Origin of the sequence: Roseateles sp. (assembly GCF_046300915.1) — a bacterium.
Taxonomy (GTDB): Bacteria; Pseudomonadota; Gammaproteobacteria; order Burkholderiales; family Burkholderiaceae_C; genus Kinneretia.
In genome coordinates, this window is sequence record NZ_JBKCLH010000214.1 from 1 (window position 1) to 20,263 (window position 20,263).

Below are 20,263 nucleotides of genomic sequence, written 5' to 3' on the forward strand. Positions count from 1 at the left end.
CCGGCGAGAGCTGCTCGGGCGCAGGGTCTGCTGGCGCGCTGGGCCGAGCTGGCGCTCTCGCGCAGCCCGCATGATCTGCTGGATGCCATCCTGGCCGAGGGTGAGCTGATGAGCCGCCTGGCCGTGGCCGTGCCGGCCAGCGAGCGTACGGCGCGCCTGCATGCGGTGGAAAGCCTGCTGGCCCTGGCCCTGGACCTGGACGGCGGCCGTTACGCCGGGCTCTACGGCTTTGTGCGCGCGCTCAAGAGCCGGGCCCTGACCTTGGCGGCGCCGGCCGAGCCCGAGGCGGTGCAGCTGCTCACAGTGCATGGCGCCAAGGGCCTGGAGGCGCGCGTGGTCTTCTTGATCGACGGCGAGGCCGGCCCGGCCCGCGCCGAGAGTTCCAGCCTGGCCGTAGCCTGGCCGGTGCAGGACAGCGCGCCGGCCACCGTGGCCTTTCTGGCCTCGGAAAGTCGGCCGCCGCCCTCGCTGCAGGCCCTGCTGGACGATGAGCGGGAGCAGCGCCAGCGCGAGGAGCTCAATGCGCTTTATGTGGCCATGACCCGGGCGCGCGAGCGCCTGCTGATCAGCCGCACGCCGGCGCGCCGCGCCGCGGCGAGCGCCACCTGGTGGAGCCGGCTGCAGCCCCTGGCCGCGCCCCTGGCCGTGCCGCCCGAGCCCGAGGCCGCTGGCGCCGCCACAACCGAGGCCAGCCTGCTGCGCCTGCCGCCCGCGCCGCCGCGCCAGGCGCGGCCCGCGCCCGACGCGGCACTGGCCCACAGCCTGGGCCAGGGCCCCGAGGTGGTGGACGACAGCGCGGCTCTGGGCGAGGCACTGCACCGGGTGCTGGAGTGGTGGAGCGGGCCGCAGGGCCTGCGCCAGCCGCTGGAGCGGCTCATGGCCGCGGCCAGCCAGATGTATGGCCTGGACGCGCGCCGCAGCGAGCGCCTGGAGCGCAGTGTGCGCGCCATCCTGGCCAGTGCCGACTGCGCCCCCTTCTTCGAGGCTGCGGCCCTGCGCTGGGCTGGCAACGAGGTGCCGGTGAGCTGGCAGGGTCAGGACATGCGCATCGACCGCCTGGTCTGCCGTGATGAACAGGGCGCTGCGGTCTGGTGGGTGCTGGACTACAAGCTCAACCCCGCGCCCCAGACCCAGGCCGAGTACCTGTCGCAGCTGCGCGGCTACCGCGCCGCGGTACAGGCCATGCAGCCCGGGGAGCCGGTGCGCGCGGCCTTCATCACCGGCCAGGGGCGGCTCATCGACTGCACGGACCAAATCGCTGATTGAGCCCTATTCGCCCGCCTCAAGAATCTTTGCCGGGGTGAATCATTTCCCAGGCTACAATGTGTGGCTCAGTCGGGGCGTAGCGCAGCCTGGTAGCGCATCTGCTTTGGGAGCAGAGGGTCGCGAGTTCGAATCCCGCCGCCCCGACCATTTTTTTCAAGCAAGCCGCATTGGCCCTGGGTCAGCGCGGCTTGTTCGTTTGGGGCGAGCCCCAAGCGGTCTCAGGCACAATGCCGGCCAGTCTGCCCGTAGCTCAACTGGATAGAGCAGCTGCCTTCTAAGCAGCAGGTCGGGGGTTCGAGTCCCTCCGGGCAGGCCAAGCGATTGGCGCGCTTGTTTGTGGAGCCCGCCCTCAGTCAGCGAAGCGCTGCTGGATGTTGCGCCGCTCTTCTTGGGCGTCGATCAAGGCCTGTACACAGTGCGCATCCAGAAGGCCCTGCTCGGCCTGGCGTTGGAGTTCCTCCAGGCAGCGGGCCTCGGGCCAGGCCTGCTTGTAGGGACGGCTGCAGGACAGGGCGTCGAAAACATCGGCCACGGCCACGATGCGGGCCGGCAGAGGAATCTGCTCCATCTGCAGGCCGCGCGGATAGCCGCTGCCATTGCCGCGTTCGTGATGGCCGCCCACCACCTGGCGCATGATGTCGGCCACCGGGTCATCACCCAGGCCCAGGTCGCCGATGATGTGCTCCACCAGCTCCTCGCCAATCTGCACATGCTGCTGCATCTGCCGCCATTCCTCGGGGCTCAGCGCGCCGGGCTTGAGCAGGATGTTGTCCGGGATGCCCACCTTGCCGATGTCGTGCAGGGGCGCGAACAGATGCAGGTACTCGATGTGCTCGTCGTTCAGGCCATAGTGCTCGGCCACGCCGCGCGCAATCAGGCGTGAGTACTTGGCCATGCGCTCCAGGTGGTAGCCCGTCTCCACATCGCGTATGCGGGCCAGGCCGGTGGCAATGTCCACGGCGCCTATGAGCTGCTGCACGGCCGAGAGTCTGAGCAGATAGAGCTGGCTGATGATGTCGGCAAACTCGTCCAGCACTTCCGTCACCTCGGGCGAGAAGGCCGCAGGACGATCGGCGTCAAAGAAGATGAAGGCAGCCAGGTCCTGACCGCGGTAAAGGGGGCGTGTGTAGCTGCTGCGATAGTGCTGCGTCTTGAGCCAGTCCGTGTGCAAGGTGGGTGCGGTGAAGCTGGCGGCAATATCGTCCACCACCCGCGCCTGCCGCAGGTCGCGCAGGCGCTGCAAGGAGGGCACGCCGCTGAGCGGTGCTTCGTAGTGGCTCAGGGTCTGGCCGCCTTGGGTGCTGCTGGCAAAAGTTTTCAACAGATCGCTGCCCGGGTCGTAGAGGGCCAGCGCGATACGGTTCAGAAATGGGTAGCGGGCGCGCAGGATGTGGTGCAGCCGCTGGATGCGTTGCCCAAGTCCGGACTTCTCGATTTCGGCCCGGCTCAACACTCGCTCTGATGAACGCATAGTCACTCCCTGCAAGTCTTGTGCTTGTCCCGCATGCTAGCGCTTGTGCGGACGTCGCACGATGGTGTGGGCCAGGGGTGCTGCGCTCCTGCAGTCCGCTGGGCTGTCTTTGCAAGAGGTGCTGGTCTCGGACTGTGTCGGACTGGGAGGGTTGGCTGGATTGTCGCGGCTGGATTGAGCCGCTCATGGATTTGCGCAAACGCATGAACACTGGGGCGCAAACGTTTAGCGTTTTCCTCGAGCCGCTATTACACTGCGGCTCCCTACAATCCCTTGCGCCCCGTCAAGCGGTTCCAGTGCAGTGCTGTTGTGCGTTGTGTGGACGATGCTGGCGGGTTTTGTTCAACAAGACTTGATGGAAATTCCTGCCATGAAGCTCGCTTTTGTTCCGCTTGTTCGTGCCCTGGCCGTGACGGCCCTGTCCTCGATGGCTCTGTCGGCCATGGCCCAGCAGCCGGCCATCATCTTTGACATGGGTGGCAAGTTCGACAAGTCCTTCAACGAGGCCGCCTACCGCGGTATCGAGCGCTGGAAGCAGGAAACCGGCAAAAACTACCTCGAGTTCGAGATCAGCAACGACACCCAGCGCGTGCAGGCGATCCGCCGCATGGCGGAGCGCGGTGCGAATCCCATCATCTCCATCGGCTTCGCCCAGGGTTCGGCCCTGGATCAGGTGTCCAAGGAGTTCCCCAAGTCCAACTTCGCCATCATCGACATGGTGGTGAACCAGCCCAATGTGCAGTCCGTCGTGTTCAAGGAGCATGAGGGCAGCTTCCTGGTGGGCGCTATGGCTTCGCTGGCCAGCAAGAGCGGCAAGGTGGGCTTTATCGGCGGCATGGACATTCCCCTGATTCGCAAGTTCCAGTGCGGCTTTGAGCAGGGCGCCAAGGCGGCCAACCCCAAGGCCGAGGTACTGGCCAATATGACGGGCACCACGGCCACGGCCTGGAACGACCCGACTCGCGGCGGCGAACTGGCCAAGGCCCAGTTTGCCAAGGGCGTGGATGTGATCTTCGCCGCGGCCGGTGGTACCGGCGCGGGCGTCTACCAGGCCGCCAAGGACGGCGGCAAGCTGGCCATCGGCGTGGACAGCAACCAGAACCATCTGCAGCCCGGCACCATGCTCAGCTCCATGGTCAAGCGCGTGGACGTGGCCGTCTACAACGTGCTCAAGAGCTACAAGCCCGGCGTCAGCGTGCTGGGCCTCAAGGAAGGTGGCGTGGATTACGCTATGGACCAGCACAACGCCAAGCTGGTGACCGCTGCCATGAAGACCAAGGTGGAGGCCTACAAGGCCGACATCATTGCCGGCAAGATCAAGGTGGCGGACTATATGGCGGACAACGCCTGCAAGTACTGATAGCGGGGCAGGCACGACAGGTGCCGCAAGGGGCAGGGCAGGCGGTGAAATCCGCCGCCGCTGCCCCTTTCCTCAGATGAAGCCCGCGCGGGCATCGCCGTGTGTTTGCCGGCGGGGCGTGGCGGGCAGGAAGAAGCAGTCGCAATGACAGAAGTGAGCAGCGCAGCAGTGCGTCTGGTGGGCATCAGCAAGCGCTTTGGTGCGGTGCAGGCCAACCGCGGCGTGGAGCTGAGTGTGCGCGCCGGCACGGTGCATGGCCTGGTGGGCGAAAACGGCGCCGGCAAGAGCACGCTGATGGCCATTCTCTACGGCTACTACCAGGCCGATGAGGGGCACATCGAGGTGGATGGCCAGCGGGTGGAGATCGCCAACTCGCAGCAGGCTATTGCCCAGGGCATAGGCATGGTCCATCAGCACTTCATGCTGGTGGACACGCTGAGCTGTCTGGACAATGTGATGCTGGGTGCCGAGCCCGCCTTCTTCCTCTCGCGCGCCAAGCGCGAGGTGCGGGCCAAGCTGGAGGCCCTGATGCAGGACACCGGCCTGCATGTGCGCTTGGATGAGCTGGCCGGCGATCTGCCGGTGGGCGAGCTGCAACGCCTGGAGATCCTCAAGGCCCTGTACCGCGGCGCCCGCATCCTCATCCTGGACGAGCCCACCGCGGTGCTCACGCCGCAGGAAACCCTGCACCTTTTCGAGACGCTGCGCCGGCTGCGTGAGCGCGGCACCACCATCATCCTGATCACGCACAAGCTCAAGGAGGTGATGGCGCTGTGCGATGCCGTGACCGTGATGCGTGCCGGCCAGGTGGTGCAAACCTGCGAGATCGCCCAGACCAGCGCCGAGGATCTGGCGGAGGCGATGGTCGGCCGCAAGGTCAATCTGGGGCGTATGGGGGCTGCAGCCCGTGTCGGCCCCTCGCAGCTTGAGGTCCAGGGTCTGCAACTGCGCAACAGCCATGGCGTGTCGCTGCTGCGGGACGTCAGCCTCAGTCTGCGGGCAGGCGAAATCGTGGGGCTGGCTGGCGTGTCCGGCAATGGCCAGAGTGAATTGCTGGAAGTCCTCTCGGGCATGCGCGCGCCCGATGCGGGGCGGCTGGCGCTGGGCAGCGAGCAATTCGAGGCCGGTCGCTGGCTGGATCCGCGCCGGGCCCGCCAGCTCAAGCTGGCTCATGTGCCGGAAGACCGCCACAGCTGCGGCATGGTGCTGGCTTTTCCGGCCTGGGAGACGGCCGCGCTGGGCTACCAGGAGCAGGCTCAGTATCGAGCCGCGCCCCTGGGGCTGGGCATGAATCAAACGCATCTGCGCGCCCAGACCGCGCAGATGATGGAGCGCTTCGATGTGCGCCCGCGCAACCCCGAGCTGGGATCCTCCAAGTTCTCGGGTGGTAATCAGCAGAAGCTGATTCTGGCGCGCGAGATCGGCCAGGCGCCGGCCGTGCTGCTGGTGGGCCAGCCCACGCGGGGTGTGGACATCGGTGCCATCGAATTCATCCACGGCCAGCTGCGCGCGCTGCGCGATGCGGGCTGTGCGGTGCTGCTGGTCAGCTCGGAGCTGGACGAGATCCTGGCCCTGGCCGACCGCGTGCTGGTCATGAATGCCGGTCGTATCACCGGCGAGCTGGCCATTGAAGACTGTGACGAAAAGCGCCTGGGCTTGCTGATGGCCGCCCAGGTGGATTGAGAAGAGACACCATGAGTCAACCGGTACAACTGCCGCGCTGGATCGATATCGGTCTGCTGCCGCTGTGGAACCTGTGCGTCGCACTGGCGGTGGCAGGTCTGGTGGTGCTGGCCATCGGCCAGAGCCCCAGCCAGGCCTTGAGCGTGCTGCTGCAAGGTTCGCTGGGCAGCGCCCGCGGCCTGGGCTACACGCTCTACTACACCACCACTTTCATCTTCACGGGTCTGGCCGTGGCCGTGGCCTTCCACGGCGGCTTGTTCAATATCGGCGGCGAGGGACAGGCCATGCTGGGCGGGGTGGGCGTGGCCCTGTTTGCCCTGTGGCTCAGCCCCTTCCTGCCTGCCGGACTGATGCTGCCGCTTGTGGTGCTGGCGGCCGCCTTGGGCGGCATGCTCTGGGCGGCGGTGCCGGCCTATCTGCAGGCCTGGCGCGGCAGTCATATCGTCATCACCACCATCATGTTCAACTTCCTGGCCAGCAGCCTGAACGTCTATCTGCTGGTCAACTGGCTGCGCCCCAAGGGCAGCATGGCGGTGGAGAGCGCGGCCTTTGCCGACAGTGCGCGCATGCCCGCCCTGCACACCCTGGCCCAGTCCCTGGGCCTGGAGCTGCCCAGCTCGCCGCTGAACCTGAGCTTGCTGCTGGCCCTGCTGGCCTGTGTGGGCGTGTGGTGGTTCCTCTGGAAGAGCCGCGCCGGCTATGCCCTGCGTGCCGTGGGCAGCGCGCCGCGTGCAGCGCACTACGCTGGCATCAAGCCTCGCATGCAGGTCCTGCTGGCCATGGGCCTGTCGGGCGCCCTGGCCGGCATGGTGGCGGTCAACGAGATCTCGGGCGTGCAGGGCAAGCTGACCCTGGACTTCGTGGCGGGTGCCGGCTTCACCGGCATCGCGGTGTCCCTGATGGGGCGCAACCATCCGGTGGGCATTGTGCTGGCGGCCCTGCTGTTCGGCGTCCTCTACCAGGGCGGGGTTGAGGTGGCCTTCGAGATTCCTGGCTTCAGCCGCGAGATGGTGGTCACGGTGCAGGGCCTGATCGTGCTCTTTGCCGGGGCCATGGCCACGGTGAGTGCGCCGCTGTTCGCGCGCCTTTTCAAGGCTCTTGCTCGCAAGGAGGGCTGAGGCATGGATGAAGTTCTGATCGGTTCCCTGCTGGGATCCACCCTGCGTGTGACCACGCCGCTGCTGCTCTGCGCCCTCGCGGGCATGCTCGCCGAGCGCTCGGGCGTCATCGACCTGGGCCTGGAGGCCTAGATGCTCTTCGCGGCCTTTGCCGCGGCGGCCACGGCCAGCGTGACGCAAAGCACGGGCCTGGGCTTGCTGGCCGCCATTGCCGTGGCCAGCTCGCTGTCCATGGTGCAGGGCTTTGCCTGTGTCACGCACCGCGGCGACCAGGTCGTGACCGGGGTGGCTCTGAATATGGTGGCCGCGGGCCTGACCGTGGTGCTGGGCATCGCCTGGTTCGCCCAGGGCGGCCAGACGCCGCCGGTGCCGGCCGAGGTGCGTCTGACCGGTCTGTCCGGCAGCTACGGTGAACCCCAGGCGGGCGACTGGTTCGCGTCCGTTGTGGGTCATGGCCTGCTCAGCCACAACGCCCTGGTCTATCTGGCCTTCTTCCTGGTCGTGGCGGTGTGGTTCTTCCTGGAGCGCACCAAGCCGGGCCTGCGTCTGCGCGCGGTGGGCGAGAACCCCGCCATGGTGGATGCGGCCGGCGTCTCGGTGCTGGGCCTGCGCTACTCCGCTCTGATGATGAATGCTGTGCTCTGCGGCCTGGCGGGCAGCTATCTGACCCTGGCGCAGAACGCCAACTTCAGCCCCAATATGACCGCGGGCCGCGGCTATATCGCCCTGGCCGCCATGATCTTCGGCAAATGGAAGCCGGTACCCACCATGCTGGCCTGTCTGCTTTTCGGTTTCCTGGACGCGGTGGCGATTCGTCTGCAGGGCGTGGTGATCCCGGGCATTGGTGAGGTGCCGGTGCAGCTGATCCAGGCCTTGCCCTATATCCTGACCGTGATCCTGCTGGCCGGCTTTATTGGCCAGGCCCTGGCGCCCAAGGCCCTGGGCCGCCCCTATGTGAAGGAGCGCTGATGGAACTCACCGAGGACCTGCGTCAGCGCCTGCTGGCCGCTTCGCTGCAGGCGCGCGCCCGGTCCTACTCACCCTATTCGCGCTACGCCGTGGGCGCGGCCCTGCTGGATGAGCAGGGCCGTATCCATCTGGGTGCGAATATGGAGAACGCCGCCTATCCTCAAGGCTGGTGTGCCGAGGCCACGGCCCTGGCCGCCATGCGCATGGCCGGCGGTCAGCGCGCCACCGCGGTACTGGTGAGCGGCCCCGGCCCCGACATCATCACGCCCTGCGGCGGCTGCCGCCAGAAGCTGCGCGAGTTCGCCGGCCCGGAGCTGCTCATCCTCGCCGCCGATCCGGGCGGCATCCGCCAGCAGTGGACCCTGGAGCAGCTGCTGCCCTTCAGTTTCGGCCCCGAGCATCTCAAGCTCTGAGCCCTGGGAGAGAGAAAGAAAACATCGTCATGATCGATCACAAGACCCTGAATCCGCGCATTGACGCCACCGTCGAGAAGCTCAACAGCCTGTTTGGTGCCGCGCCCGAGGTGGCCGTGGTGCTGGGCTCAGGCTGGGCCGGCGCGGTGAGCCATGTGGAAGACGCTCGGCAGCTGTCCTACGCCGAGCTGCCCGCCTTTCCGCAGCCCAAGGTGGAAGGCCATGTCAGCGAGATCGTGGTGGGCCGCATCGGCGCCCAGCGCGTGGTGATGCTGCGCGGCCGCGCCCACACCTACGAGAGCGGCGACTGCACCGGCATGGCCGGTGCGCTGCGCAGCCTCAAGCGCTGGGGCGTCAAGGCCCTGCTGCAGACCAATGCCTCGGGCTCGCTGCGCGCCCACATGCCGCCGGGCAGCCTGATGCTGATCAGCGATCACATCAACGCTCCCCAGCGCTCCCCTCTGGTGGGCGAGCCCGGCAGCGAGCGCTTTGTGGACATGAGCAGCGCCTATGACGCTGAGCTGCGCAGCCTGGCCAAGCAGATTGCCAAGGCCAACAACCAGATCGTGGGCGAGGGCGTCTATGTCTGGGCCCTGGGACCGCAGTTCGAGACCCCGGCCGAAATCCGCATGTTCGCCGCCTGGGGGGCTGACGCCGTGGGCATGAGCACCGTGCCCGAGACCATCCTGGCCCGCCATGCCGGCCTGCGCGTGATGGGCCTGGCCCTGATGACCAATATGGCCGCCGGCCTCTCCGCCGAGGCCCTGACCCATGCCCTGACCCTGCAGCAGGCCCAGGTTTCCGGCGAGCGCGCCGCAGCCTTCCTGGCGTGCGTGGTGGCCGGTCTGGCCGAGCTGCCCTCGCTGCGGGCCTGAGCATCATGAGCATGCAACTGCAAGACGCGGCACGTCTGGCCCTGGGCTGCCTGGACCTGACCAGCCTCAACGACGGCGATACCGCGGCCGATATCACGGCCCTGTGCGCCAAGGCCCAGACGCCTTTTGGCTCGGTGGCGGCGGTCTGCGTGTGGCCGCGCTTTGTGGCGCAGGCGCGTGCTGCGCTGCCCGCCTCGATCAAGGTGGCCGCGGTGGCGGATTTCCCCGATGGCGCCCTGGACCTGCCGCGAGCGCTGGCCGATATCGAGACCATCGCCCAGGCCGGCGGCGATGAGGTGGATGTGGTCCTGCCCTACAAGGCCTTGATGGCCGGGCAGCGCGCGGAGGTGGCCGAGTTCCTGGCCGAGGTGCGTCATGCCAGCCGGCCGCTCACGCTCAAGGTCATCATCGAGAGCGGCGAGCTGGCCAGCTCCGAGCTCATCCGCGAGGCCAGCCGCCTGGCCCTGATGGCCGGCGCCGATTTCATCAAGACCAGCACGGGCAAGAGTCCCGTCTCGGCCACGCCCGAGGCGGCCCTGGCCATGCTGCAGGAAATCCGCGCCAGCGGCCTGGCGCACGCCGGCTTCAAGGCCAGCGGTGGCATCCGGACGGTGGCGGATGCGCGCCGCTATCTGGAACTCGCCGCCGAGGTCCTGGGCGAGGGCGCGCTGAATCCGCAGCGCCTGCGCTTCGGGGCCAGCGGTCTGCTCAATGACATCGTCGCTGTGCTGGAAGGGCGCGACAAGGCGATACCTGCCGCCAGCGGCTATTGAAGCACCATCCATCGCAAGGAGGTCACGATGCTGGCTCAGGAAGTCATTCGTACCAAGCGCGGTGGCGCGGCCCTGTCCGAGCCCCAGATTCAGGCCTTTGTGCGCGGCCTGGTGGACGGCAGCTGGAGCGAGGGCCAGGTGGCGGCCCTGGGCATGGCGGTGTTTCTGCGTGGCATGGGCCGGGAGGAATGCGTGGCCCTGACCCGGGCCATGATGCATTCGGGCCGCGTGCTGACCTGGCCGGACATGCCGGGCCCGGTGCTGGACAAGCATTCCAGCGGCGGCGTGGGCGACAAGGTCAGCCTGATGCTGGCGCCCCTGGTGGCGGCCTGTGGCGGCTATGTGCCCATGAGTGCCGGCCGCGGCCTGGGACACACCGGCGGCACGGTGGACAAGCTGGAGGCCATTCCCGGCTACCGCAGCACGCCCAGCCCGGCGGAGTTTGATCGCCTGGTGCGCGAACTGGGCTGCGCCATCATCGGCCAGACGGCCGATCTGGCCCCGGCCGACAAGCGCTTCTATGCCATCCGCGATGTCACGGCCACGGTGGAGAGCGTGCCCCTGATCACGGCCTCCATCCTGTCCAAGAAGCTGGCGGCCGGCCTGCAAGGCCTGGCCATGGATGTGAAGTGGGGCAATGGCGCCTTTGCCGACAGCCCGGCCATGGCGCAGGAGCTGGCCGAGAGCATCGTGTCCGTGGCCCGTGGCGCGGGCATGCCCACCCGCGCCCTGATCACGGACATGAACCAGGTGCTGGGCCGCGAGGTGGGCAATGCCCTGGAGATCCACGAAACCATCGCCTACCTGAAGGGCGAGGGCCCGCGCGAGCCGCGCCTGCATGAGGTGACCCTGGCCCTGGCGACCGAGATGCTGCTGATGGGCGGCCTGGCGGCCGACGCGGCCCAGGCCCGCGCCCGCCTGCAGCAGGCCCTGGACAGCGGCGCTGCGGCCGAGAAGGTCGCCCGCATGGTGGCGGCCTTGGGCGGCCCGGCCGATCTGCTGGAGCGGCCCGCGGCCTGGCTGCCCGAGGCGCCGGTGCTGCGCCCCGTGCCGGCGCCGCGTGCCGGCCGCCTGCTGAGCCAGCGCACGCGCGAGATCGGCCTGGCGGTGGTGGAGCTGGGGGGAGGGCGGCGCCTGCCGGGTGATCCGCTGGATATGCGCGTGGGCTTCTCGGGCATGCGCGCCCTGGGCGAATGCCTGGCGGCGGGCGAGCCCCTGGCCTGGGTGCATGCGGGTAGCGAGAGCGATGCCGAGCGCGCCGTGGCGGCCCTGCTGGCGGCCTGCGAGCTGGGCGATGCCGAGGCGCCCTGGCAGGCCCAGCCCCTGGTGGCGGCGCGGGTCGAATAAAATCGCGCCCCTTTCCCGAACCTTCCCGCCTCCCATGTCCGACAAGCCCGAGCTGCCGCAAGACTCCAACGTTGAGCCGGCCGTCCCCGTCAAGCGCGCCATCAAGAGCTTTGTGGTGCGCGCCGGCCGCATGGGCACGGGCCAGATCAAGGCCCTGGCCGAGCTGGGCCCGCGCTTTGTGCTGCCCTACCAGGCCGGCCAGCGCCTGGACCCGCAGGCGGTGTTCGGCCGCCAGGCGCCCCTGGTGCTGGAGATCGGCTTTGGCATGGGCGGGGCCACGGCCCAGATCGCCCAGACCCTGCCCGACCACGACTTCATCGGCTGCGAGGTGCATGAGCCCGGTGTGGGCGCCCTGCTCAAGCTGATCGGCGAGCAGGACATCCCGAACATCCGCATCTTCCAGCACGATGCGGTGGAGGTGCTGGAGCAGATGATCGCCCCGGACTCCCTGGCCGGCGTGCACATCTTCTTCCCCGATCCCTGGCACAAGAAGCGCCACAACAAGCGCCGCCTGATCCAGCCCGAGTTCGTGGCCAAGCTGGTCAAGCACATCCGGCCCGGCGGCTATCTGCACTGCGCCACTGACTGGGAGCCCTATGCCCAGCAGATGCTGGAGGTGCTCTCGGCCGAGCCCAGCCTGGTGAACAGCGCCCAGGGCTATGCCGAGAAGCCGGCCTACCGGCCCCTGACCAAGTTCGAAAACCGCGGCCTCAAGCTGGGTCACGGCGTCTGGGACCTGGTCTTCAAGCGCCGCTGATAGAGTCCCGCTCCATGAGCGAATCCACACAACTGGCCGGCAAGCATGTGCTGCTGGGCCTCTCGGGCGGCGTGGCCTGCTACAAGGCGGCCGAGCTGACGCGTCTGCTGGTCAAGGCCGGCGCCACGGTGCAAGTGATGATGAGCGAGGCGGCCACGCAGTTCATCACGCCGGTCACCATGCAGGCCCTGTCCAACCAGCCGGTGCTGCTGAGCCAGTGGGATGCGCGCGAGCCCAACAATATGGCCCACATCAACGCCACCCGTGCGGCCGATGTGATGCTGGTGGCGCCGGCCAGCGCCGACTTCATCGCCAAGCTGGCGCAGGGCAGGGCGGACGAGCTGCTGAGCCTCACCGCCCTGGCGCGCCCCGCCGAGCGCTGCGCCCTGCTGGTGGCCCCGGCCATGAACCGCGAGATGTGGGCCCACCCGGCCACCCAGCGCAATGTGGCCCAGATCCGCGCCGACGGCGCTCACGTGCTGGGCCCGGGCAATGGCGAGCAGGCCTGCGGCGAAACCGGTGATGGCCGCATGCTGGAAGCCGAGGAGCTGCGCGACGCCCTGATCGCGCATTTCCAGCCCAAGCGCCTGGCCGGCAAGAAGCTGCTGATCACGGCCGGCCCCACCTTCGAGCCCATCGATCCGGTGCGCGGCATTACCAATCTCTCCAGCGGCAAGATGGGCTTTGCCATCGCGCGCGCCGCGGTCGAGGCCGGTGCCGAGGTCACCCTGGTGGCGGGGCCCGTGCACCTGCCCACGCCGCGCGGCGTGCGCCGCCTGGATGTGCAGACGGCGCAGCAGATGTTCGATGCGGTGCTGCCCCTGGCGCCGCAGCAGGACATCGTGGTGGCCACCGCGGCCGTGGCCGACTGGCGCCCGGCACAGATGAATGCGCACAAGATCAAGAAGAAGGACGGGGGCAAGGCCGCGCCGGTTTTCGAGCTGACCGAGAACCCCGACATCCTGGCCGCCGTGTCCGCCAGCGTGGACCCGGCCAAGACCTTTTGCGTGGGCTTTGCCGCCGAGAGCCAGGACCTGGCCAAGCACGCGCGCGAGAAGCTGGAGCGCAAGCGCGTGCCCCTGATCGTGGGCAATCTGGGTCCGGCCACCTTCGGCCGCGACGACAACGCCCTGCTGCTGGTGGATGCCCAGGGCGAGCGCGAGCTGCCCCATAACGACAAGCTCAGCCTGGCGCGCGAACTCTTGCGCGATGTGGCCGAGCGCATTGCCAAAGCAAGAACTACCGCATGACCACCACGCTTGTTGACCTGAAAGTGCTCGATGCCCGCATGGCCGAGCAACTGCCTGCCTATGCCACGCCCGGTGCTGCCGGCCTGGATCTGCGCGCCTGCCTGGACGAGGCCCTGAGCCTGGAGCCCGGCCAGACCACGCTGATCCCCACGGGCCTGGCTATCCACATCAACGACCCCGGCCTGGCGGCCCTGATCCTGCCGCGCTCGGGCCTGGGCCACAAGCACGGCATCGTGCTGGGCAATCTGGTGGGCCTGATCGATTCGGACTACCAGGGCCAGCTGATGGTCAGCTGCTGGAACCGCGGCCAGAGCGCCTTCGTGATTCAGCCCATGGAGCGCATCGCCCAGCTGGTGCTGGTGCCCGTGGTGCAGGCGGCCTTCCGCCGTGTCGAGGAGTTCGAGGACGCCTCCGCGCGTGGCGAAGGCGGTTTCGGGTCGACCGGAAAGCGCTGAGCGCGCTTTCCGCTCAGTGCAACTGCTCGTCGGGCGGGGCACCACTCACAACGCTGAACACCGTCTCGCCGACGCTGCCCTCGCGGATCTCGGCCTCGGTGGCCTCGCGCACATCGCGCACGCGCAGATGCATGCGCAGGCCCATGCCGGCCAGCGGGTGGTTGCCGTCCAGCACCACATGCTCGGGATAGACCTCGGTGACGGTGTAGACCACGTCCTGGGCCATGCCCTCGCTCACGGCGCCCTCGGGCAGGCCTTCGAACTGCATGCCTTCACTGACGTTCTCGGGCATCAGGGCGCGCGCCTCGAAGCAGACCAGCTCGGGCTTGTAGTCGCCAAAGGCCTCCTCGGGGTCCAGCGCCAAGCTGGTCTCGAAACCGATGTCCTGGCCGGCCAGCACCTGCTCGACCTTGGCGAAGAGATCATCGCCGCCGTAGAAGAATTCCATGGGTTCGCTCAGCTCGTCGATCAGCTGGCCTTGGGCGTCTTCGAGTCTCCAGCTCAGGGAGACGACGCAGGGAGAGGTAATAAGCATGGGCGCGATGATCGCATAAGGGACAATGCGCGCCACCATGATCGACATCGCGCAAGCCACGCCGCTGCTGGGCGGCCTTTCTCCTGAACAATTCATGCGCCGGCACTGGCAGAAGAAGCCCTTGCTGGTGCGCCAGGCCTTGCCGGGTATTCAGCCGCCCGCCACGCGCAGCGAGCTGGCCCAGCTGGCCGCCAGCGAGGACGTGGAGTCGCGCCTGGTCAGCGCCTTCGACGGGCGCTGGGCCCTGCGCCACGGTCCGGTGGCCAAGCTGCCGCCCTTCTCCAAGCCCGGCTGGACCCTCTTGGTGCAGGGGCTGGATCTGCATGTGCCGGCCGCACATGAGCTGCTGAGCCGCTTTCGCTTTGTGCCCGAGGCGCGCCTGGACGATCTGATGATCTCCTACGCCTCGGACGGCGGCGGTGTGGGCCCGCATTTCGATTCCTACGATGTCTTCCTGATCCAGGTGCAGGGGCGCCGGCGCTGGCGCATTGCCCCGCAGAAGGACGCGGTGCTGCGCGACGATGTGCCGCTCAAGATCATCGCCAACTTCAAGCCCGAGCAGGACTTCGTGCTGGAGCCCGGCGACATGCTCTACCTCCCGCCCGGCTGGGCCCATGACGGTGTGGCCGTGGGCGGCGACTGCATGACCTGCTCGGTGGGCTTCCGCTCGCCCTGGCAGGCCGATCTGGCGCGCGAGCTGTTGCCGCGCCTGACGGACGAGGAGCCGCGCGCCAACCGCATGTATGTGGACCCGCGCCAGGCCGCCACCACCACGCCGGGCCTGGTGCCCGAGGCCCTGGTTGACTTTGCCCGCGCCGCGGCCGAGCGCGCGCTCAAGGAGCCGCTGGCCCTGGAGCGGGCCCTGGGCGAGGCGCTGACCGAGCCCAAGCCCAAGGTCTTCTTCCAGATTGGCGAGCCCCTGCCCGAGGGCTGTGGCGCCGCCCTGGATGCGCGCAGCCGCATGATGTATGACCGCGCCCACATCTTCATCAACGGCGAGTCCTACCGCGCCGCCGGTCGCGATGCGCGGCTGATGCGCGTGCTGGCCGACCGTCGTCGCCTGAGTGCGGCCCAGGTCGCCCAGCTCTCGGCCGGTGCGCGCGAGTTGCTGGATCAATGGACCGAAGACGGCTGGGTGCAGGCCCAGCCACAGACGGCGGCCTGAGCCGGGAGCGAGGCGCCATGGACATTGCCGAGGGTGTGATCAGTGGCCGTGAGGCCTTTGTGGAGGCCCTGACAGCTTGCTTCCAGCGCGCAGCTCAGGAGGGCTGCCGGGAGCTTTGTCTGTGGGACGCCGATTTCGCGCATTGGCCCTTGTCCACGCCCGAGGTGCTGGACGCGCTCAGGCAATGGGCGCTGCCGCACCGCCGCTTGCGCCTGCTGGCCACGCAGTATGAGGATCTGCGTCGCCTGCACCCGCGCTTTGTGGCCTGGCGCCGGCATTGGGATCATGTGGTGGAGGCGCGAGCCTATGAGGCAAAGGATCTCAGCGCAGGCGGGCCGCAAGGCCTGATGCTGGGGCAGGGCTTGTTCAGCCTGCGATTGCTGGATGGCCGACTCTGGCGCGCCGCCTATTCCGGCACCGCCGCCGATGAGCTGGCAGCCCGTGAATCCTTTGATGCGGTTTGGCAACGCTCGTGCGAATCCTTTAGCGCAAGCACCTTGGGTCTTTAAGGACTTACCCGGTTGCGGATATACTAATTGGCTAGGCGATGGAAGCGCTCGAGGTTTCCGCGTCTTGTTCTGCTGAGGCACCCCGACGGTTTATCGGTGATTGATCGGGAGGAGGGGCCTCATGAATTACCGGTAATTGAATCTTCGTCTATCTGAGGACACCTATGAATAAGTCGATCCTGTTGGCTTCCCTGCTGGCTGCTGCTGCTCTGACCGCTTGCGGCAAGAAGGAAGAGGCTCCTGCTGCTCCGGCCCCCGCTGCCGCTCCGGCTCCCGCCGCTTCGGAAGCCGCTTCCGCTCCGGCCGCTGACGCTTCGGCTCCCGCCGCTGCTCCCGCTGCTTCGGAAGCCGCCAGCAAGTAATCGGTTTCCTCCGAGTACGGCGAAAGCCGTCGGCCGAAAGGCCGACGGCTTTTCTCATTTGCGGCCCCGGATTCTTTGAATTTCGGAGAAACCCGGCCAGGGTGCAGCGGTATTGGAGTGGATTCTCTAGTCGAGAATCTGCCAGTCCAGGCCTTGCAGCGGGTCTGCCACCAGCACGCGCTGCGGTCTGCGGTCGTCCAGGGCCCGCGCCAGGGCTTCGAACGCTAGCGCCGGCAGGTTGTTGCGCTCGCTCAGGTGGGCGGCGATTACCCATTGCAGATCGGCATGCCCACAGCGCTCCAGGATGCTGGCCGCCAGGGCGTTGGAGAGATGGCCGTGGGTGCCGAGAATGCGCCGCTTCAGGCTGGCCGGGTAGGGGCCGTTGCGCAGCATCTCCTCGTCGTGATTGCACTCCAGCAGCAGTCCGTCCAGGTCTTGCAGGCGCTGCACCAGGCTGTCGGGGGCGCTGCCCACGTCGGTCAGGATGCCCAGGCGGTGGCGTCCGTCCTCGCACAGCAGCTGCAGGGGTTCGGCGGCATCATGCGGCACCGCGAAGGGGCGCAGACGCAGATCGCCCAGATCCAGCACCTCATCGTCTTTCACCAGATGCAGCAATTCGGGCGGCAACTCGGGTGTGCCATGTCGTTGGCTGATGGCCCGCCAGGTGCCACGGCTGGTCCACAAGGGCACCCGGTGGCGCCGGCTCAGGCTCAGCGCGCAGCCCACATGATCGCCATGCTCATGGGTGACGAAGACCCCATCGAGCTGCTCTGGCGTGCAGCCAGCACGGGCCATGCGTCGCGTCAGCTCGCGAAGACTGAAGCCACAGTCCACCAGCAGCAGGGTGCTGGTGATGCCCTGGCTGGCCTCGACCAGGCTGGCATTGCCGCTGCTGCCGCTGCCCAGACTACAAAAACGCATCTCGTGGGCTCCCCGGGAAATGAAAATGCCGCCAGCGCGGCGCGCGGGCGGCATGCTTGTGCGCGGAACCCAGTGCCGTCAACGGCCCTGGTGAATTGATCAGCGCAGATCGTCCATCAGCAGGTTCAGGATGCGCTTGGCATTCTCGTCGGTCTGCTGCTGGCCCTTGGTGTCGAGAATCTTCACCACGCTGCGCTCGCCCTCGGACTTGACCGAGACGCGGTAGCGGTTGGCGGTCACGGCCTGCTCGCCCTTGAACAGACGCTGGAAGAAGTTCGGCTCTTCCTTGCCCACCAGCGTCGGGTCGGCATAGCGCAGATAGAACAGGCCCTGGTTGCGGTCGCGGTCCTCGATGGTGAAGCCGTGGCGGTCCAGGGACTGGCCCACGCGGCGCCAGGCGCGCTCGAAGCCTTCATTGACCTGGAGGCTGTCAGGCACCTCGCTCAGCGGGCGGTTGCGGGCATTGCCGCGCACCGATGGCAGCTCGGCCGAGGGCACGGTCGGCTGGGCACTGGTACCCGGCGTGGCGGCCGCCAGCTTGCTGCTCTCGGCCTGGCCGCCCAGCTTGAGCAGCAGGCGCGAAAGCATCTCGCCTTCCAGGGTGGGGTCGGCCGGACGGGGCTGCCACATCGTGGTGTCGCGCTGGTTGCTGGTGTAGACCTCCTGCATGCCGCGGTGCACGATGAAGACATCGGTTCCGCCATTGGCATTGCGCTCCACACGGGTGCGGTACATATCGCGCTCACCGGTGGAGTAGAGCGAGTCGAAGACCTTGCCGATGGTCTTGCGTACGACGTCCTGGGGCAGGCGGGCCCGGTTCTCGGCCCAGCCGGTTTCCATCACGCCCACGGCCGGATCATCCTTGACCAGTTCCAGGCCGCGTTCCTGCCAGAAGCTGCGCAGCTGCGGCCACAGTTGCTCGGGCGTGGCCGTGCTGTGCAGCCAGCGCACATCGCCGTTGCGCTGCAGACGGGCTTCGCCCGCGTTGGCCAGGGCCACCTGGGCGGTGGCACTGCCAGGGGCCGCGACCCGAGCGTTGCTGGCGGGTTGCTGCAGCGCCGAGGCGCTGATGCTGCCGCCCTGGACCTGGGAGCGACCGTCGCGGGCCAGCTGAGTGAGGTCCGGCGGCACATCCAGGCCGCTGGTCTGCTTGGCCTGGCTGCGATAGTCCACCTTGTCGGAGCTGAAGGTACCGTCAAAGCTGCTGCAGCCAGCCAGCGAGGCGATCAGGGCCACGCAGGCCAGGCGCTGCGCCGTGGGCGCGAAGGAAGGGGAACGGGTCACGCTAGACATCTCCGAAGGTCGTGGGGCGGTGCCCCGGCCTGGTCTCACAGGAATCGTGGTGGGGCAAAAGCGGCTGGGCGACTCCGTTCAGAGCAGCCCGCCCTCCTGCAGTGCCTGCTGCACCGCGGCTTGGCCGGCCGGGGTCAGCGGGGTGATGGGCAGGCGCAGCGCGCCCTTGCAGCGGCCCAGCTTCTCCAGGGCCCACTTGGTGGGCGCGGGGCTGGGTTCGCAGAACAGCTGCTTGTGCAGGCCCAGCAGCTGGAAGTGGATGCGGCGCGCCTCGGCCACCTGGCCGGCCAGCGCGGCCCGGCAGAGCTCGTGCATCAGGCGCGGCGCCACATTGGCGGTCACGCTCACATTGCCCTGGCCGCCCAGCAGCATCAGGGCCACGGCCGTGCCGTCGTCCCCCGAGTAGATGCCAAAGCCCTTGGGGGCATGCTTGATCAGGTAGGCGGCGCGCTCGATATTGCCGGTGGCTTCCTTGACGCCGAAGACGCCAGGCAGTGCGGCGCAGCGCAGCGCGGTCTCGGGCTGCATATCCGCCACGGTGCGGCCGGGCACGTTGTAGAGCATCATGGGGATGTCCACGGCCTCGGCGATCGCCTTGTAGTGCTGGTAGATGCCTTCCTGGCTGGGCTTGTTGTAGTAGGGCACGACGGAGAGCGTGCAGTCCGCGCCCACCGACTTGGCATAGCGGCTCAGCTCGATGGCCTCGGCCGTGGAGTTGGCGCCGGTGCCGGCCATGATGGGCACCCGGCCCTTGGCATGCTCGACCGCGACGCGAATGATCTCGCGGTTCTCTTCCATGCTGACCGTGGGCGATTCGCCGGTGGTACCGACCACGCCAATGCAGTCGGTGCCTTCGGCGATATGCCAGTCGATCAAGCTGCGCAGCGCGACGTAATCGACGCTGCCGTCTTCCTGCATGGGCGTCACAAGCGCCACGATGCTGCCAACAATCGGTGTCATGGGAGGATTCCTCGTAATCGGGCGATTCTACTCAGCGCCGCGGGGTGCACTTCTCAGTCCAGGCGGTAGCGCTGGAAAACCCCGGGGGACGGCGCCATTTCGCGAACGGCAGCAACGCGCTGAACGTAGCGCGGGTTGACCGCGCCTCCAGGACCTTGGTCTAGAAAACCGTCCTCATAGGCCACGATGCGCAGGCCTTGGCAGGCGGCAAGCAGCTCGCCGGGTTGCAGCAGGAAGTCGGGCCGGCTGGGCCTGCCAATGCTCTGCTGGCCATGAGCAAAGGTTTCGTAGACCAGCCAGCCGCCCGGTGCCACCGCGGCCACGATCTGCGGCAGCAAGGGGCGCCAGAGGTAGTTGGTGACCAGCACCAGGTCGAACTGCCGCTCGCCCAGGGGCCAGGGGCCGGCCTCGAGATCGGCCACCAGGGTCTCGGCCAGATTGGCCAGCGGGGCCAGGGCCTGGGCGTCGCGGTCCACGCCGGTGAGTCTGAAACCCTGGGCGGCCAGGGGGCGCAGATGGCGACCGCTGCCACAGGCCAGGTCCAGCACGCGGGCGCCGGGGGCGAGCTGCCGGCTCCAGCGCAGCAGCCAGGGAGAGGGGGCGTCGAGAGACATTAGGAAAAGCGGTCAAGGATTCAGAAACAGGCCCAGAGCTGCTCGGAGAGCTGCTGCATCAGGGCCGGTTGGGCATAAGCCAGGAAGACGGCCGCCAGCACTAGGCTCACCAGCAGCCAGCTGAGGGCGGTACGCAGGCGGCGACGCTGGGTCGGGTTCATGGACGG

General features: G+C 68.0%; 22 protein-coding genes and 2 tRNA genes. 17 read left to right on the forward strand and 7 right to left on the reverse strand.

Annotated features, from left to right (window positions below; all coding sequences use genetic code 11):
* The 3 genes from ACK5F2_RS16045 to ACK5F2_RS16055 form a co-directional block, all read left to right on the forward strand.
* Nucleotides 1–1,266 (forward strand): 3'-5' exonuclease (locus ACK5F2_RS16045; protein WP_409866399.1); only part of this gene is annotated, 1,266 nt, incomplete at its 5' end.
* Between the two features lie 70 nt (nt 1,267–1,336).
* A tRNA-Pro gene (locus ACK5F2_RS16050) sits at nt 1,337–1,413 on the forward strand.
* A 92-nt stretch (nt 1,414–1,505) separates the two neighbouring features.
* Nucleotides 1,506–1,582, forward strand: a tRNA-Arg gene (locus ACK5F2_RS16055).
* Between the two features lie 33 nt (nt 1,583–1,615).
* Here ACK5F2_RS16055 and ACK5F2_RS16060 read toward each other — a convergent pair.
* A complete protein-coding gene (locus ACK5F2_RS16060; RefSeq protein WP_409866401.1) occupies nt 1,616–2,716 on the reverse strand; it encodes an HD-GYP domain-containing protein in 1,101 nt (366 codons plus the stop codon).
* Between the two features lie 391 nt (nt 2,717–3,107).
* On the opposite strand from ACK5F2_RS16060, the gene ACK5F2_RS16065 reads away from it, so the two are divergent.
* The 12 genes from ACK5F2_RS16065 to dut all read left to right on the forward strand — a co-directional run bounded on the left by ACK5F2_RS16065 (nt 3,108) and on the right by dut (nt 13,737).
* Complete coding sequence (locus ACK5F2_RS16065; RefSeq protein ID WP_409866403.1) at nt 3,108–4,097, forward strand: BMP family protein; 990 nt, start codon at nt 3,108–3,110, stop codon at nt 4,095–4,097.
* Between the two features lie 144 nt (nt 4,098–4,241).
* Nucleotides 4,242–5,780: an ABC transporter ATP-binding protein gene (locus ACK5F2_RS16070; RefSeq protein WP_409866405.1), complete on the forward strand. Its 1,539-nt coding sequence runs from the start codon at nt 4,242–4,244 to the stop codon at nt 5,778–5,780.
* 11 nt (nt 5,781–5,791) lie between these two features.
* The gene (locus ACK5F2_RS16075; protein ID WP_409866407.1) at nt 5,792–6,898 is read left to right on the forward strand and encodes an ABC transporter permease; all 1,107 of its coding nucleotides are present in this window, start codon (nt 5,792–5,794) and stop codon (nt 6,896–6,898) included.
* A gap of 3 nt (nt 6,899–6,901) precedes the next feature.
* On the forward strand, nt 6,902–7,030 hold the full coding sequence (locus ACK5F2_RS16080; RefSeq protein WP_409866409.1) for a hypothetical protein: 129 nt from the start codon (nt 6,902–6,904) through the stop codon (nt 7,028–7,030).
* Entirely contained in the window at nt 7,031–7,867 is an 837-nt protein-coding gene (locus tag ACK5F2_RS16085; RefSeq protein ID WP_409866412.1) for an ABC transporter permease, read from the forward strand.
* A complete protein-coding gene (cdd, locus tag ACK5F2_RS16090; RefSeq protein WP_409866414.1) occupies nt 7,867–8,280 on the forward strand; it encodes a cytidine deaminase in 414 nt (137 codons plus the stop codon). Before ACK5F2_RS16085 ends, cdd begins: the two co-directional genes overlap by 1 nt.
* A gap of 29 nt (nt 8,281–8,309) precedes the next feature.
* A complete protein-coding gene (locus tag ACK5F2_RS16095; protein WP_409866416.1) occupies nt 8,310–9,155 on the forward strand; it encodes a purine-nucleoside phosphorylase in 846 nt (281 codons plus the stop codon).
* A gap of 5 nt (nt 9,156–9,160) precedes the next feature.
* A complete protein-coding gene (gene deoC, locus ACK5F2_RS16100) occupies nt 9,161–9,928 on the forward strand; it encodes a deoxyribose-phosphate aldolase (RefSeq protein ID WP_409866419.1) in 768 nt (255 codons plus the stop codon).
* Nucleotides 9,929–9,955: 27 nt separating this feature from the next.
* On the forward strand, nt 9,956–11,275 hold the full coding sequence (deoA, locus tag ACK5F2_RS16105) for a thymidine phosphorylase (protein WP_409866421.1): 1,320 nt from the start codon (nt 9,956–9,958) through the stop codon (nt 11,273–11,275).
* A gap of 34 nt (nt 11,276–11,309) precedes the next feature.
* Nucleotides 11,310–12,032 (forward strand): tRNA (guanosine(46)-N7)-methyltransferase TrmB, encoded by a 723-nt coding sequence (gene trmB / locus ACK5F2_RS16110; RefSeq protein ID WP_409866423.1) that lies wholly within the window; start codon nt 11,310–11,312, stop codon nt 12,030–12,032.
* A 14-nt stretch (nt 12,033–12,046) separates the two neighbouring features.
* Nucleotides 12,047–13,282: a bifunctional phosphopantothenoylcysteine decarboxylase/phosphopantothenate--cysteine ligase CoaBC gene (gene coaBC / locus ACK5F2_RS16115; RefSeq protein ID WP_409866426.1), complete on the forward strand. Its 1,236-nt coding sequence runs from the start codon at nt 12,047–12,049 to the stop codon at nt 13,280–13,282.
* A complete protein-coding gene (gene dut, locus ACK5F2_RS16120; RefSeq protein ID WP_409866428.1) occupies nt 13,279–13,737 on the forward strand; it encodes a dUTP diphosphatase in 459 nt (152 codons plus the stop codon). Before coaBC ends, dut begins: the two co-directional genes overlap by 4 nt.
* Before the next feature lie 13 nt (nt 13,738–13,750).
* Here the strand turns inward: dut and ACK5F2_RS16125 are convergent, their stop codons facing one another.
* Complete coding sequence (locus tag ACK5F2_RS16125) at nt 13,751–14,272, reverse strand: peptidylprolyl isomerase (RefSeq protein WP_409866430.1); 522 nt, start codon at nt 14,270–14,272, stop codon at nt 13,751–13,753.
* Nucleotides 14,273–14,312: 40 nt separating this feature from the next.
* On the opposite strand from ACK5F2_RS16125, the gene ACK5F2_RS16130 reads away from it, so the two are divergent.
* Both ACK5F2_RS16130 and ACK5F2_RS16135 read left to right on the forward strand, forming a co-directional pair.
* Nucleotides 14,313–15,437, forward strand: coding sequence for a JmjC domain-containing protein (locus tag ACK5F2_RS16130; RefSeq protein ID WP_409866468.1), 1,125 nt, complete (start codon nt 14,313–14,315; stop codon nt 15,435–15,437).
* A 17-nt stretch (nt 15,438–15,454) separates the two neighbouring features.
* A complete protein-coding gene (locus ACK5F2_RS16135; RefSeq protein ID WP_409866433.1) occupies nt 15,455–15,946 on the forward strand; it encodes a hypothetical protein in 492 nt (163 codons plus the stop codon).
* Nucleotides 15,947–16,434: 488 nt separating this feature from the next.
* On the opposite strand, the gene ACK5F2_RS16140 is transcribed toward ACK5F2_RS16135, so the two are convergent.
* The 5 genes from ACK5F2_RS16140 to ACK5F2_RS16160 form a co-directional block, all read right to left on the reverse strand.
* A complete protein-coding gene (locus ACK5F2_RS16140) occupies nt 16,435–17,229 on the reverse strand; it encodes an MBL fold metallo-hydrolase (RefSeq protein ID WP_409866436.1) in 795 nt (264 codons plus the stop codon).
* A 99-nt stretch (nt 17,230–17,328) separates the two neighbouring features.
* Complete coding sequence (gene bamC, locus ACK5F2_RS16145; protein ID WP_409866438.1) at nt 17,329–18,522, reverse strand: outer membrane protein assembly factor BamC; 1,194 nt, start codon at nt 18,520–18,522, stop codon at nt 17,329–17,331.
* A 78-nt stretch (nt 18,523–18,600) separates the two neighbouring features.
* The gene (dapA, locus tag ACK5F2_RS16150) at nt 18,601–19,482 is read right to left on the reverse strand and encodes a 4-hydroxy-tetrahydrodipicolinate synthase (RefSeq protein ID WP_409866440.1); all 882 of its coding nucleotides are present in this window, start codon (nt 19,480–19,482) and stop codon (nt 18,601–18,603) included.
* 53 nt (nt 19,483–19,535) lie between these two features.
* The gene (locus tag ACK5F2_RS16155) at nt 19,536–20,096 is read right to left on the reverse strand and encodes a class I SAM-dependent methyltransferase (protein WP_409866442.1); all 561 of its coding nucleotides are present in this window, start codon (nt 20,094–20,096) and stop codon (nt 19,536–19,538) included.
* Nucleotides 20,097–20,116: 20 nt separating this feature from the next.
* Nucleotides 20,117–20,257 (reverse strand): hypothetical protein, encoded by a 141-nt coding sequence (locus ACK5F2_RS16160; RefSeq protein ID WP_409866444.1) that lies wholly within the window; start codon nt 20,255–20,257, stop codon nt 20,117–20,119.
* Nucleotides 20,258–20,263 lie beyond the last annotated feature (6 nt).

What these genes read in the sequence shown, in the direction of transcription:
- ACK5F2_RS16065 (WP_409866403.1), top strand. Translation starts at nt 3,108, where the DNA reads ATGAAGCTCGCTTTTGTTCCGCTTGTTCGTGCCCTGGCCGTGACGGCC.
- ACK5F2_RS16070 (WP_409866405.1), top strand. Translation starts at nt 4,242, where the DNA reads ATGACAGAAGTGAGCAGCGCAGCAGTGCGTCTGGTGGGCATCAGCAAG.
- ACK5F2_RS16075 (WP_409866407.1), top strand. Translation starts at nt 5,792, where the DNA reads ATGAGTCAACCGGTACAACTGCCGCGCTGGATCGATATCGGTCTGCTG.
- ACK5F2_RS16080 (WP_409866409.1), top strand. Translation starts at nt 6,902, where the DNA reads ATGGATGAAGTTCTGATCGGTTCCCTGCTGGGATCCACCCTGCGTGTG.
- ACK5F2_RS16085 (WP_409866412.1), top strand. Translation starts at nt 7,031, where the DNA reads ATGCTCTTCGCGGCCTTTGCCGCGGCGGCCACGGCCAGCGTGACGCAA.
- cdd (WP_409866414.1), top strand. Translation starts at nt 7,867, where the DNA reads ATGGAACTCACCGAGGACCTGCGTCAGCGCCTGCTGGCCGCTTCGCTG.
- ACK5F2_RS16095 (WP_409866416.1), top strand. Translation starts at nt 8,310, where the DNA reads ATGATCGATCACAAGACCCTGAATCCGCGCATTGACGCCACCGTCGAG.
- deoC (WP_409866419.1), top strand. Translation starts at nt 9,161, where the DNA reads ATGAGCATGCAACTGCAAGACGCGGCACGTCTGGCCCTGGGCTGCCTG.
- deoA (WP_409866421.1), top strand. Translation starts at nt 9,956, where the DNA reads ATGCTGGCTCAGGAAGTCATTCGTACCAAGCGCGGTGGCGCGGCCCTG.
- trmB (WP_409866423.1), top strand. Translation starts at nt 11,310, where the DNA reads ATGTCCGACAAGCCCGAGCTGCCGCAAGACTCCAACGTTGAGCCGGCC.
- coaBC (WP_409866426.1), top strand. Translation starts at nt 12,047, where the DNA reads ATGAGCGAATCCACACAACTGGCCGGCAAGCATGTGCTGCTGGGCCTC.
- dut (WP_409866428.1), top strand. Translation starts at nt 13,279, where the DNA reads ATGACCACCACGCTTGTTGACCTGAAAGTGCTCGATGCCCGCATGGCC.
- ACK5F2_RS16125 (WP_409866430.1), bottom strand. Translation starts at nt 14,272, where the DNA reads ATGCTTATTACCTCTCCCTGCGTCGTCTCCCTGAGCTGGAGACTCGAA.
- ACK5F2_RS16135 (WP_409866433.1), top strand. Translation starts at nt 15,455, where the DNA reads ATGGACATTGCCGAGGGTGTGATCAGTGGCCGTGAGGCCTTTGTGGAG.
- ACK5F2_RS16140 (WP_409866436.1), bottom strand. Translation starts at nt 17,229, where the DNA reads ATGCGTTTTTGTAGTCTGGGCAGCGGCAGCAGCGGCAATGCCAGCCTG.
- bamC (WP_409866438.1), bottom strand. Translation starts at nt 18,522, where the DNA reads ATGTCTAGCGTGACCCGTTCCCCTTCCTTCGCGCCCACGGCGCAGCGC.
- dapA (WP_409866440.1), bottom strand. Translation starts at nt 19,482, where the DNA reads ATGACACCGATTGTTGGCAGCATCGTGGCGCTTGTGACGCCCATGCAG.
- ACK5F2_RS16155 (WP_409866442.1), bottom strand. Translation starts at nt 20,096, where the DNA reads ATGTCTCTCGACGCCCCCTCTCCCTGGCTGCTGCGCTGGAGCCGGCAG.
- ACK5F2_RS16160 (WP_409866444.1), bottom strand. Translation starts at nt 20,257, where the DNA reads ATGAACCCGACCCAGCGTCGCCGCCTGCGTACCGCCCTCAGCTGGCTG.